The sequence below is a fragment of the Phycicoccus avicenniae genome (genome assembly GCF_018139485.1).
GTDB classification, from domain to species: domain Bacteria; phylum Actinomycetota; class Actinomycetes; order Actinomycetales; family Dermatophilaceae; genus Phycicoccus; species Phycicoccus avicenniae.
Genome location: NZ_JAGSNF010000004.1, coordinates 262,976 through 276,236, shown reverse-complemented (window position 1 = coordinate 276,236; position 13,261 = coordinate 262,976). Strand labels below are relative to the sequence as shown.

The 13,261-nt window shown below is 71.7% G+C and carries 8 protein-coding genes; 4 read left to right on the top strand and 4 right to left on the bottom strand.

Features of this window, described 5'->3' with window-relative positions; all coding sequences use genetic code 11:
• On the bottom strand, positions 1-945 hold the full coding sequence (locus KC207_RS05200; protein ID WP_211601836.1) for an ABC transporter permease: 945 nt from the start codon (positions 943-945) through the stop codon (positions 1-3).
• Between the two features lie 10 nt (positions 946-955).
• On the bottom strand, positions 956-2,497 hold the full coding sequence (locus tag KC207_RS05195) for an ABC transporter substrate-binding protein (RefSeq protein WP_211601835.1): 1,542 nt from the start codon (positions 2,495-2,497) through the stop codon (positions 956-958).
• A gap of 281 nt (positions 2,498-2,778) precedes the next feature.
• Here KC207_RS05195 and KC207_RS05190 point away from each other — a divergent pair, with 281 nt between their 5' ends.
• The 3 genes from KC207_RS05190 (at position 2,779) to KC207_RS05180 (ending at position 7,015) form a co-directional block, all read left to right on the top strand.
• Positions 2,779-3,942, top strand: a complete 1,164-nt coding sequence (locus tag KC207_RS05190; RefSeq protein WP_211601834.1) for an ROK family transcriptional regulator — start codon at positions 2,779-2,781, stop codon at positions 3,940-3,942.
• A 30-nt stretch (positions 3,943-3,972) separates the two neighbouring features.
• Positions 3,973-5,757 (top strand): sulfatase-like hydrolase/transferase, encoded by a 1,785-nt coding sequence (locus KC207_RS05185; protein ID WP_211601833.1) that lies wholly within the window; start codon positions 3,973-3,975, stop codon positions 5,755-5,757.
• Between the two features lie 82 nt (positions 5,758-5,839).
• Entirely contained in the window at positions 5,840-7,015 is a 1,176-nt protein-coding gene (locus tag KC207_RS05180) for an ROK family transcriptional regulator (protein ID WP_211601832.1), read from the top strand.
• Between the two features lie 72 nt (positions 7,016-7,087).
• Here the strand turns inward: KC207_RS05180 and KC207_RS05175 are convergent, their stop codons facing one another.
• Both KC207_RS05175 and KC207_RS05170 read right to left on the bottom strand, forming a co-directional pair.
• The gene (locus tag KC207_RS05175; protein WP_211601831.1) at positions 7,088-8,950 is read right to left on the bottom strand and encodes a glycoside hydrolase family 3 protein; all 1,863 of its coding nucleotides are present in this window, start codon (positions 8,948-8,950) and stop codon (positions 7,088-7,090) included.
• A gap of 27 nt (positions 8,951-8,977) precedes the next feature.
• A complete protein-coding gene (locus KC207_RS05170; RefSeq protein ID WP_211601830.1) occupies positions 8,978-11,110 on the bottom strand; it encodes a glycosyl hydrolase family 28-related protein in 2,133 nt (710 codons plus the stop codon).
• Positions 11,111-11,313: 203 nt separating this feature from the next.
• On the opposite strand from KC207_RS05170, the gene KC207_RS05165 reads away from it, so the two are divergent.
• Complete coding sequence (locus KC207_RS05165) at positions 11,314-13,155, top strand: right-handed parallel beta-helix repeat-containing protein (RefSeq protein WP_211601829.1); 1,842 nt, start codon at positions 11,314-11,316, stop codon at positions 13,153-13,155.
• Positions 13,156-13,261 lie beyond the last annotated feature (106 nt).

Genomic DNA, 13,261 nt, shown 5'->3' with positions numbered 1-13,261 from the left:
TCAGCCCAATCGGATGCGGGGGTCGAGGGCCGCCAGGGTGATCTCCGACGCGAGCTGCGCGAGGATCGCGATGACGACCGCGAAGAGGATGAGCACCTGGACCAGCAGGTAGTCGCGTTGCTGGACGGCGCCGACGGCGAGCGACCCGAGCCCGTTGCGGGCGAAGATCAGCTCGATGAGCAGCGAGCCGGCGAGGAGGTCGCCGATCCGCAGGCCGACGACGACGGCGGCGGTGCCGAGGCTGTTGCGGGCGACGTGCCGCGTCGTGATCCGGCGCGGGGACACGCCCTTGGAGACCGCGAGGTCGACGAAGTCCTCGCCCCGGTTCGTGAGCATCGACGTCTGCACGAGCCGCGAGACCGTCGCGGCCGCCGGCAGCGAGAGCGCGAGCGCCGGGAGGATGAGGTACTGGAGCCCGAAGTTCGGGTCGTCGAGCACCGCGACCTCACCGCTCACCGGGAGGACCCGGTTGTAGATCCCGAAGAAGAGGATGAGGAGCAGACCCACGAGGTAGGCCGGCACCGCGATGAAGAAGGTGTTCCAGGCGTCGACGGCGGTGCGCGCCCAGGGGGTGAGGCGGGAGCCGCCGAGGATGCCGAAGACCAGCCCGACGACGATCATGAGGAGCGTCGCGGCGACCGTGAGCTCGATCGTGCTCTCCATCCGGGCGCCGATGAGCTGGCTCACCGGCCGGTTGAGCAGGTACGAGTTCCCGAGGTCGCCCTGGAGGAGGTTGCCGACCCACCGCAGGTACTGCTCCCACAGCGGGAGGTCGAGTCCCATCTCGGCACGGAGGGCCTCGATCGTCGCGGGGTCCGCGTCCCCCTCGACCAGCGCCACGGCGGGGTCACCGGGTGCCAGTCGAGGAAGGGCGAACGCGACCATCGACGCCACGACCGTCACTCCGAGGACGGAGGGGATCTTGTGGACGAGGTAGCGCAGCATCGTGGGTCACTCACTCCGTGATGGCGGCGCCCTCGAAGTGCATCGGACCGCCGCGGTCGGCGGTGACGCCCTCGATGTTCGCCTGGTGGACGACCTGGATGGGGGCCTGGATGAGCGGGAACGCGACGGCCTCCTCCTGGAGGTACTCCGTGAGGTCGACGACGGCACTCTCGAAACCCGCGTCGTCCGTCGCCGTCTTGATCGCCTCGCGCTTGGCCACGTACTCGTCGTTCCACAGCTGCGACGCGTTGCCCTTGCGGATCTGGGGCAGCGAGTCGAGCATCGTCCGCGGCGAGAGGCCGACCTGGCCGTTGAGGTGCATGTAGGCCGGGCCGAGGTCGCCCTCGGCGAGGCCGGCACCGAAGGCGCCGTTGTCGAGCTGGTTGGCGCTCGGCTTCAGACCGATGTCGGCGAGGTTGTTCTGGACGATCTCGAACTGGGCCTTCAGCGCCGGGTTGGGACCGAAGGAGATCGGCACCGACGCACCGGTCGCCCCGGCCTCCTCGATGAGCTCCTTCGCACGCTCGGGGTCGTAGCTGTAGTGGGTGACCAGGTCGTCCGTCATCCCCGGCAGCTCCGGGTCCCAGAACACGTTCGAGATGGTGCCCGTCCCGCCGAACACCTGCTCGTTGATGCGCTCGTAGTCGATGGCGTAGCCGATCGCCTCGCGGGCCTTGGCCTCGTCGAAGGGCTTCTTCGTGAGGTTGACGTTGAAGGAGTAGATCGTGCCGCCGGCGTCCATCGCCTCCCACTGCGGGTCGCTCGTCATCGACGTGACGTCGGAGGCCGTGAGCCCCCACGCCATCTGGGCCCGGCCGCTGCGCAGCGCCGACAGCTGGGCCGTCGGGTCACCGGTCACGATGTAGTCGATGGAGTCGAGGTTGACGTCGCCCTCCCAGTAGTCCTCGTTCTTCACCAGCGTGTAGCCGGCGCCGGGCTGCCAGTCGGTGAACGCGAAGGGGCCGGTGCCGTTGACGGTCGTGCCGTCGTCGGTGGCGGAGAACTGCTCGCTGTCGAGCATGGGCACCGCCTCGAACCAGTCGAAGAGGGCGTCGCCCGGGGGGTTGTCGAACGTGAGGTCGACCTGGGTCGCGCTCACGGCCTCGACGCTCGTGGGCGTGAGGTACTTGAGGTTGGACCCCTCCGTCTGGTTCGCGACGGCGTCGAAGGTGAAGACGACGTCCTCGGCGTCGAACTGGTCGCCGTTGTGGAACGTGACGTCGTCGCGGAGCATGACGCTCACCTGCGTGCCGTCCTCCGAGACGGTCCACTCGGTCGCGAGGCGGGGCTGCGGCTCGCCGTTCTCGTCCTTGCGGACGAGCGAGTCGTAGACGCTGCCGACCCACGGGTCGTTGCGGGCGAGGTGCGACAGCGCGTTCGCCGGGTTCGCGTCGAGGGCGACGGCGAAGGTGACGGTACCGCCGTCGGTCGCCTCACCGCCCGAGCTCCCGGCGTCCACCGCCGACGAGCAGGAGGCCAGGGCACCGGCGGCGAGCAGGGCCACCCCCGGGACCAGGATGCGGCGACGGGCGGTACGACTGGGTGCAGGCATCTGACTGCTCTCTTCCTTGAGGCGTCGGTCCCCGGGGTCGGGGATTCATAATTTCAGTTGGGAAAGTAATCACCCCCACCCGTCGCTGTCAACCCCCCGCCGCGGTCATCCGCCCGTGGCGCACGCGACACCGCGCCCCGAGGACGGCCACTTCACGCTGTCTTTGCAGGCCTTCAGCCGACTGGGTCGGCCACCGTGGCGTCGTCATTCCATTACTTCCCTCGCAACGAAAAATAAGATACGTTCGGCGGTCAGACACCCCGTCCAGCCCGGAGATCCTCATGAGCCTCGTCCTGCAGAGCGCCCCGCGGCGGACTCCGCACGAGCGGAGCCTGCTCACCATCCTGCGCGACGGCGGCCCCACCTCCAGGACCGGCCTCGCCGAGGCCACCGGGCTGTCCCCGACGACGATCAGCAAGGTCGTCGGCAACCTGGTGTCCGAAGGTCTCGTCGCGGAGAGCGTCGTCGCCGCCCGGGCGGTGGGCCGCCCCGCCGTGACGCTCACCCCGGTCGACGAGGCCGTCACCGTCCTCGGTGTCCAGATCGGCGCCGGAACGGTCCACCTCGGCGTCGGTGACGCCGGGTACGGCGTGACGCGTACCGAGTCGCTCTCCTTCCCCGTCGACGCCGCCCCCGAGACCGTCTGCGACCTCGTGGGCGCGGCACTCGAGTCCCTCGTCGCCGACCACACCGGGAGCCCGGTCGTCGGGGTGGGCGTCGGCGTGCCCGGCCCCGTCGACCCCGCCCGCCGGGCGCTCGCCGTGTCCGTCCACCTCGGGTGGCGCGACGTGCCCATCGCCGACGTCCTCGAGGCGAGGCTCGGCCTGCCCGTGGTCGTCGACCACAACGTGCGCACCATGGCCCTCGCGGAGTCGCGCCACACCTACCGCCGCGCGGGAGACGTCGCCTACCTGTACGTGCGCACGGGCGTCGGTCTCGGCATCGCCGTCCGCGGCCAGGCCTTCTACGGCGGGTCCGGCGGTGAGAGCTACCTCGGGCACACCCGCGTCGTCGACCGCGGCGAGCTGTGCAGCTGCGGGTCCCGCGGGTGCCTCGACACGATCGTGTCCGAGCCTGCCGTGCGCCGGGCCCTCCGCGCCATGGGCGACGCGACCGACCCGCCCCGCGGCGAGGCCCTGAGCCGGGTCCACGAGCTGGCCACGACGGGGAACCGGGACGCCGTCGCGTACGAGGACGCCTACCTCGACGCCCTGGCCGGGTCGCTGAGCGGGGTGGTCAACCTCTTCACGCCCGACCTCGTCCTGCTCGGCGGCATCCTGTCCACCGCCCCGGAGCGCCTCGTCACCACCCTGCGCGAGCGCACCCGCGACCGCATCTTCCCCCTGCTGCGCGACGACCTGCGCGTCGAGCAGGCGGACGGCAGCGACACCGCCCTCGTCCGGGGCGCCACCGCGTCGGCGCTCGAGATGCTGCACTTCGCCTGACCAGCCGTTCCACCGAGGAGGAGCCCCACCGTGTCCACCGCCGGCCGTCGTCCGAACATCGTGTGGCTCGTGAGCGAGGACTGCTCGCCACACGGCGCCGAGCTGGGGGACGGTCTCGCCCGCACCCCGACGATCGACCGACTGGCCCGTGAGGGCGTCGTGTTCGAGAACATGTTCACGACCTACCCCGTCTGCGCCCCGGCGCGGTTCGCCATCCTCACGGGGGCTCCCGCACAGCGGCACGGAGCCCACCAGATGCGGTCGCGCCCGCACCTGGACCCGTCGCTGCGGACCTACCCCGAGGTGATGCGCGAGGCCGGGTACTTCTGCACCAACAACCCCAAGACCGACTACAACTGCGACGTCGACCCGGCAGCGGTCTGGGACGGCGACGGGACCTCCGGGGACTGGCGCGACCGCCCCGACGACCGGCCCTTCCTCGCGGTCTTCAACGCCAACGCCACCCACGAGTCGACCCTGTGGCGCACCGAGGTCGGGCCCGTCCGGCCCGACGAGGTCCGCGTCCCGCCGTACCTGCCCGACACCCCCGAGATCCGCGGCGACATCGCGCGGTACTACACCGCGGTCGAGGAGACGGACGCCCGCTTCGTTCAGATCCTCGCGGCCCTCGAGGAGGACGGGCTCACGGAGGACACCGTCGTCCTGTACTCCTCGGACCACGGGGGATGCGCCCCGTGGAGCAAGCGGTACTGCCACGACCAGGGCCTGCGCGTCCCCCTCGTCGTGTGGGCGCCACCGCGCTGGCAGCACCTGCTGCCGGCCGACCCCGGGTCACGGCTCGACGAGCCCGTGACGCACCTCGACGTCACGACGACGATCATCACGCTCGGCGGGGCGCAGGTCCCGCCGACGATGGACGGCCGCCCGCTCGTCGGTCGGGACCGCGACCCGCACGCCTACGCGTTCGGGGCCCGCGACCGGATGGACGAGCGCTACGACCTCGTGCGGACGGTCCGCGACGAGCGGTACCGGCTGCTGCGCAACTACCTGCCGCACCGCCCGGCCGGCCAGCACCAGGCGTTCGCCTGGCAGGCCGCCGGGTACCGGTCGTGGGAGACCGAGCTGCGCGCCGGCCGGCTCGACCCGGTCCAGCGGCGGTTTTTCGAGCCGCGACCCGGCGTCGAGCTCTACGACTGCGTCGCGGACCCCGACCACCTCGTCGACCTCGCCGCCGAGCCCGAGCACGCCGAGCGGGTCGCGACGATGCAGGCCGCGCTCGACGCGTGGATCCTCGCGTGCGGCGACCGCGGCTTCGCGCCCGAGGGCTCGCCCGTCGACGACGGGCCGCCGTCCGCGGACGACTACCCGTTGCCCGAGGTGCTCGCCCTCGCGACGGCGGCCTCGGACCGGGACCCGGCGCACGTCCAGCGGTTCGTCGACGCCCTCGGGGACACACGCGAGGTCGTGCGCTTCTGGGGCGCCCAGGGCCTGCTCGCCCTCGGCGCGGACGCCGCCCCGGCCCTCGACGTCGTCGAAGGGACCGCGCTGCACGACCCGTCGCCGCACGTCCGGGTCCCTGCCGCCGAGCTGCTCGCGCGGATCGGGAACGCCGACGTGTCCGTGGCAGTCCTCGGCGAGCTGGCCGCCCCCGGTGAGCATCTCCGGCTGCGGCTGCAGGCCGTGAACGCGCTCACGTACGTCGGGGAGGCCGCCCACGCCGCGCGTGAGGTCGTCGGGCTCGCCGCGACGCAGACCGACGACCAGTACCTCCGCAACGCCGGCCGCTACCTCGCCGCCGTGCTCGACGGCTCCTACACCCCCGAGTCCCGGGTCTTCGACCGCGGGGCACCCTGATCCGCGGGCGACGTCGGCGCCATCCCCTCGCCCATCGGTAGGGTGTCCGCTGCGAGGACGGCAGGACGGAACGAGGGGACGCATGAGCCTGATCGGCGTCGCGGGCAGGCCCGACGGCCGCAGCCCGCACGAGGGGCTCGTCCTGCGGACCCTGCGCGACGAGGGACCCATGTCCCGGACCAGCCTGGCCGAGGTCACGGGGCTGTCGATCGCGACGATCTCGAAGGTCGTCGGACCGCTCGTCGACCGCGGCGTGCTGCTCGAGACGGTCCGGCCGTCCGACGGGCTGGGCCGTCCCTCGAAGATGCTCACCCCCGTCGCCGACCAGGTCTCCGTCGCCGCGGTCCAGATCAGCGTCGGGCTCGTGCGCCTCGCGATCACGGACGCCATGGCGCGGGTCCGCACCCGCGACTCCTTCACGACCGACCCGGACACCCCGGCGAGCGTCGTCCTCGACCGCATCGCCGAGCACCTGGCCCGACTCGTGAGCGAGGACAGCGGCGCCCCGGTGGTCGGGATCGGGGTCGCCTCACCGGGGCGGATCAGCCGGGACCAGCGCAGCGTCCGCCTCGCGATCGGCCTCGACTGGCACGACCTCGAGGTCAGCGACGTCCTCGAGCGCGCGCTCGGGATCCCCACCGTCGTCCAGCACAACGTCCAGGCCCTCGCGCTCACCGAGGCGAAGTACGGTCCGATCGGCGCCGACCTGCTCGCGTACGTCTACGTCCGCAGCGGCGTCGGGCTGGGGATCGTGAGCCGTCACGGCGCCACGGACTTCCGCGCTCCGGAAGGCGAGCGCTTCCTCGGCCACATCCAGGTGGTCGAGGACGGGCACCTGTGTTCGTGCGGCGCCCGCGGGTGTCTCGAGAGCGCGGTGGGCGAGGGTCGGCTGCGGGCGCGCCTGCGGGAGATCGCCCCCGATCTGGACCCGCCGACGACGACCGACGTCCTGCCTGCCCTCCACGCCCTCGCCGCCGCCGGGAACCCCCTCGCCCTCGAGGTCGAGCGCGAGCTCGTCGACTACCTGGGCCGTGGGCTCGGCATCGTCGCCAACCTGTGGAACCCGGACCTCCTCCTCGTCGGCGGGGTCCTCTCCAGCGCGTCGGACGCACTGCTCGGCCAGCTCCGCGAGAGCACCCGGTCACGGCTCGTGCCGGTGCTCCGGGACGACCTGCGCCTGGAGCGGGCCCCCGGCAACGACGACGCCGTCGTGCGCAGCGGGGCGGCCACCGCACTCGAGATGCTCCACTACGCCTGATCCCACTGGGCGCCGCCCGGCCGGCGGCCCCCCGGGACAGGGACCGGGCTCCGGGCCGGCCGGGCGGACGGATCAGGCGGTCGGCACCTGCTGGTGCACCCGACCGGAGCGCACGGGGAACACGGGGTCGACCGTGTCCGACGGGACGTCGGAGCGCGAGGCGCGGACCGCCTCCATGGAGCGCGGGATCTCCGTCGGCAGCGTCGCGTCGGGGTCCACCGCACCGGTCAGGGCCGCGAAGAACGCCTCGTCGCCGCCGCCGAAGCTGCCGACGAGGACCGTCGCGAGGTCGACGAGGGGCGTGAGCACGGCGGGGCGCTCCAGCTCGACGTCGAGGACGACCGGCACGCGGTCGGCGATCCGGCGCAGACGGTAGGCCAGCCCGGGCGGGAACTCCAGGCTCCCCTGGTGGAACTTCCTCTCCATCGGGATGTCGTCCCGCGGCTCGAACGGTGCCTTGACCCGGATGACGGCGAGGTCGGCGTCCTCCGGGTGCTCGACGACCGTGCCGTACCGTCCGGCGACGGCGAGGTCGACGCCCTCGACGTAGAGGCGCTGCCCGGACCCGATCGGCAGGGCGGGAGCCTCCTCGTCGTCGCGGTCGACCTTGAGCACGGTGAAGGACCGCGCCTGGGCCCGGAAGCCCTCCGCGGCGAACCCGTCGTTCCCCACGAGCTCGGCCGCGGCGTCCTCGTCGACGAACGGGTCGTCGAAGAGCCCGAGCCGGAACTTCACGAGCAGCAGGCGACGGACCGACTCGTCGAGCCGGGACTCGGCGACCTCACCGTCGCGGACCATCGCCAGCAGGAGGTCGGTGAAGTCCTCGCCGCCGAACTGGTCCACCCCGGCGTCGAGGATCTTCACGATGCGCTCGCGGGCCGTCAGGTGCTCTGCGCCCCACGCGCGGGCCGGGAAGACCCGGCCGTCCATGTCGCGATCCATGACGAGCTTCCAGTCCGAGACGACCGCGCCGTCGTACCCGAGCTCCTCGCGGAGCAGGCCGGTGAGGATCTGCCGGTTGTACCCGAACCCGACCTCCTCGATCGGCTCGCCGCCCCGGACCAGGCCCTGCGGCATCGCGTAGTACGGCATCATCCCGGCCGTCCCGGCCTCGATCGCCGCGCGGAAGGGCTCGAGGTGGTACTCGAACATGTCGCCGGGGTACACCTGCTCGCGGCCGTACGGGAAGTGCGCGTCCTCGCCGTCGAGCTGCGGCCCCGCGCCGGGGAAGTGCTTCGTGATGCACGAGACGCTGTCCGGACCGAGCTGCGGGCCCACCTGGAAGCCCTCGAGGTAGGCGCGCACGTACTCCGCCGCCCGGCCGGCGTCCTGGCCGAAGCACTGCACCTGACGGCCCCACCGCGGTTCGGTCGTGAGGTCGATCTGCGGGTGCAGCGCCGAGCGGATCCCGACCGCGCGGTACTCCTGCCGCGCGATCTCGGCGAAGCGCCGGACGAGGTCGACGTCGTCGATGGCGGCGAACCCGAGCGGCTCGGGCCACTGCGAGAAGCCAGACGCCTTGAACGAGACCTCGCTGTTCTCCACGAAGGCGTGCCGGGGGTCGGTCGAGATCGTCACCGGGATGCCGTGCGGGGTCCGCTCCGCGAGCTCCTGGAGGGCGTTCATCCACCGGGCGCCGAGGCGGGGGCCGCCGAGGGTGTGGACGTTGTAGTGGGTGATGAGCCGCCCGCTCACGGTGTCGGACGTCGTCGGACGGCCCCCCACCTCCGTCTCGGCGAGGGTGCCCTCGGGGCCGGCGTGGATGACCGGGTGGAACATCAGCCCGACCTTCTCCTCGAGGGACAGGCGACCGACGAGGTCCTCTGTGCGCTGTTCGGCGGTCAGCCGGGGGTCCTCGTACGGGTCCATCCGGCCGTTGCCGTCGAGGTCGCGGTAGCGGGTGCCGTCGTCGGCGGTGCTCAGCGTGGGCTTCATCGTGTCCTTCTCGGTCGGTGGTGGGGGTCAGCGGCCGCGGCCGACGTAGAGCGGGAGGAAGGAGTGGGTGTCGTTCCACCGGCGAGGGACGTCGGACAGCTGCAGCGTCCGGGTCTCCTCGCCCCGGGTCTCCTCCGCGAGGGTCACGTAGTGGTTGCCGAACCCGAACGTGCCGAGGGTGTACGAGACGTCGCTGTCGACGGTGCGCAGCATCGGGCGGTCGGCGTCGATCGTCCAGCCGCCGTGGAAGACGTTGTTCATCCCGCCGAGCATCTCGGTGCGACCGCCGCCGACCGTGTCGATCATCGTCCAGCCCCCCTCGAACTTGCAGGCCATGACCCACAGGTCCGACCCGTCGTTGACGAGGTTGGGGTCGCCGTACTCGGGGTCGAGGAACCGCGCCCAGACCTTCTGGCCGGTGAAGACGAACCCCGGGAGACCCTTGTGCGGCTCGTGGCGCCCGGTGCGGCACGAGACCGACTCCAGGAACACGCACCCCCCGGTGACCGAGTTGCGGTAGATCGGCGCGTGCTGGTGGTGGCAGTCGAGGACGACGAGCGTGCGGCGCGACGCGTGGTCGATCACGGGGCTGCGCTCCTCGCCCTGGATCCAGCCGAAGAGGTCCTCGACGACGAGCGGCACGTCGTCGGCCCGTCCACCGACCCGGAACATGGGCAGGCCCTCCTCGATGTCGAGCCGGTCGAGGGCGGGCCCCTGCACGACGTGGGTGTACATGAAGTTCACCCGCTCGACGGACGAGGGGACCGTCACCGTCGCCTCCACGACGTACCGGTGCCCCGGCTGGAAGTGGACGACGGCCGCACCCGAGTCCATCGCCGCCTGGATGGCGGCACTGTCGTCGGTCACGCCGTCGCCGACCGCCCCGAAGTCCTGGACGTTGGCCCACGCCTCGACGTCCTCGGGCCACGCGCGCAGCGGCGTCTCCTCGACGGCGAGTCCCAGGGTGTGCTCGGCGGTGGGGAAGAGGGTCTGCACCCCCTGGGCCGAGTACTCGGTGACCCGGCCGGTCGGGACGGCGACCTCACCGGCCCGCGAGACCGCCCCCGCGTACCCCCCGACGACGACGTCCCGCACGAGGAGCCCGCCGGCGCGGGACTCCACGGCGACCTCCGCCGGAGCTCCGCCGACGAGCCGGCTCTCGAGGAGGACGAGCAGCCCGTCGTCACCGCTCACGACGGCGGCCGGCACGCGGTTGCGGTTCTCGAGGTCCCGGACCGAGAGAACGGCGTCCTCGACGTGGATGCCGGCGACCCGCTGGCCGGTGAGCGCGACGTGCTCGAAGGCCACGCTGAAGCCCCGGGGCGGACCGGCGAAGATCCCCGTGTCGAAGCCCTCGACGACGAGGTTGCGGTAGCTGCCCTGGGTCACCTGGATCTCGAGGGAGAGACCCGTGTCACCCGTCCCGTCGCCGGACCGGATCGTCACCTGACGGACCCCGCCGTTGTTCGCCCCGGCGTGGACGAGGCCGACCGCCCCCGGGTTGCCCGACCCCGTGTCGATCGTGAGGTTCTGGACGTAGTTCGACGCCACGGAGCCGTTCTGCACCCCCTTGGCGAGGCTGAGCACGGGCTTGTGCGCACCCTCGCCGAAGCCCGGCGCCTCGTCCCGGAGGCGGATGACGGTCCCGTCGCGGCTCTCACCCTGGAACCGGACGCGCGCGATCTGCTCCTGGCCGTTGCCGTTCTCCAGGAGCGCGGCGGTGTAGAGGATCGTGTCGCTGACGAGGTAGTCGCCGTCCGGGACGTAGATGATGTTCTGGCTCGACCTCGCGACGTCGTCCCTCTCCGCCTGGTACCGGTCGACGATGTGGTCGTACGCTGCGACGAAGGCGGCCGTGTCGTCGGTGACGCCGTTCCCGACGGCCCCGAAGTGACGCCGGACGTCGAAGACACCCACCCCGTCGAGCCCGTCGGCGTACACCGCCTGCGGGTAGACGACCCGCTCGGCGAAGTACGGCGAGGTGGGCTTGCGCGCCTGCCCGGGGGGCGAGCCCGGCCGCCCGGACGGCGGGGTCCGTCCTGCGGCGGACGGGGCGGCGAACACCGAGGAGCCGGCGACGCCGAGCCCCGCGGCTCCGAGGCCGCGAAGCACACCGCGGCGGTCGATGACGGGGCGGCCTGACGGGTGACGGCGCTTCACGACGACCTCTCTGTCGTTTCTTTACTCTTCGGAGGAACAAAATAGACACTGCTGCGGAACGCCGTCAACCGTGCGGCGAAAGGGTCTTGCGACCGTGCTCATCGACCCTGGAAAACCGGACTGCTCTTGACCTCGGCGTGTTGCATCAATACTTTCTACATCAGGATAAGTAATTCTGCCACCGGCTCCCGGAAGGAACAACGATGTTCTCCACCCGTCCACGACCGTCCGCGACGGTCACCCGTCGTCCCCTGGCACTGACCCTCGGCGTGGCCCTCGCCGGCGGCGTGCTCGTCACCGCACCCGACCGCGCGGTCGCCCTCGACGAGGGCGCCCCTCCGCCGTGCGAGAACAACCTCGAGATCCCGGCGGGCTCGGAGCTCGCCTGTGTCCTGGTCCCTCCGGGTGACGCCTACGCGAGTGCGGACGGGACGTGGGGCGTCGACGGCGCCCCCACCGGTCTGCGCGCCCAGGACCGCAGCGGGTACCTGCGCTGGACCCCGTGGCCGGACCAGGTCGGGGAGCACGAGATGACGGTGACCTACCCCTCGGGCAAGACGAAGACGCTCAAGCTCAAGGTCCGCACGAGTGACCACGCCATGCCGGACGGCATCTACGTCGCGCCCGGGGGCGCCGACAGCGGCAAGGGCACTCCCGACGAGCCGCTCGGCGACATCCAGAAGGCCGTCGGCAAGGCCGAGCCCGGGGACACGATCTACGTCCGCGGCGGGACGTACACCAACCCCGAGTACGGGCAGCCGTTCGACGGCACCCGGGACAACAACTTCATCCGGATCAACGGCAAGAACGGCACGTTCACCAAGCCGTTCGCCCTGCGCAACTGGGGCAACGAGTACGCGACCCTCAAGTCCGACGTCAACGGGATCTTCGTCCGTCAGTCGCAGCACTGGACCATCCAGGGCCTCGAGCTCGAGGGCACCGCGGCCGACCTGAGCATCGACGAGGCCCTCGAGACCTGGTGGAACGGCAAAGCGCTCTCGACCCCGGTCGGCGCCCGGGGTCTGGCGATGAACGGCTCACGCCGGATCACCGTGCGCGACATGGTCGTACACCACTTCCCCGGCGCCGGGGTGAGCAACAACGGCGGCACGTACGTGTTCAGCGAGGACAACCTCGTCTACGACAACGCCTGGTACTCCACCGCCGGCACCCACGGCTTCAGCAACTCCAAGCCGGCCTCGGAGGAGGGCGACAATCCGGACACGTTCGGGATCCGGATGACGGGGAACTTCGTCTTCGGCAACCAGTCCTCGAACATCTCGCACGTCTTCCGCAAGGGGTTCGTGACGATGGAGATCGACGAGGGCAACGGCCTCCACATGCAGAACAACGCCCGGACCTTCATCGGGAGGTTCCTCGCCGAGGACAACGTCGCCGTCCTCAACGGCAAGGCCGGCCTGGGGCTCAACACCGTGGACGGCAGCGTCATCCGGAACAACAGCTTCTTCCACAACACCCAGGCCGTCCCGGCCAACGGCGAGCTGTCGCTGCAGTCGTCGGTCTCGGACTCGATCACGCACAACCTCTTCCACGCCACCGACGGTCACCTGACGCTCCAGTCCTTCGACGACCCCGCGACGGGTGTCGAGGACAACTACGCCGTCCGTGTCCCCGGCGACGAGCTCCCCGACGGCATCACGGCCGTCGACTCGGTCTTCGTCGACCCGGAGAACGGTGACTTCCGCCCCGCCGAAGGCATCCCGAGCGGCTACGGGGCCTCCGAGGAGACGCTCGACCGCATCGCCGGCTGGGTCGCGGAGTACGGGCTCGTCGTCGACGCGGCACCGGACGTCGTGACGGACGACTACAAGGACATGATCACCGAGCGGGTCATCGCGACGTGGCCGGCTCCCGGCAGCGAGGAGGCCGCGGAGCTCGGCGTCCCGGCCGACCTCGTCCTGCGGGTGCCCGGGGACGACGAGGACATCACCTGCTACGACTACTCGACCCGGGACCTCTACCCCGGGGACTCCCCCACCGAGTGCCCCGTCCCGGACAACGGCCCGGACGACGACGAGGAGTGAGCAACGGCTGCGGGGGCGGCTCGTCTCGCGCCGCCCCCGCGGCGCCCCTCGCGAGGCGCCCGCCTCTGCCCACCCGGCATCCCGCACCGCACCACCGCACAGGACG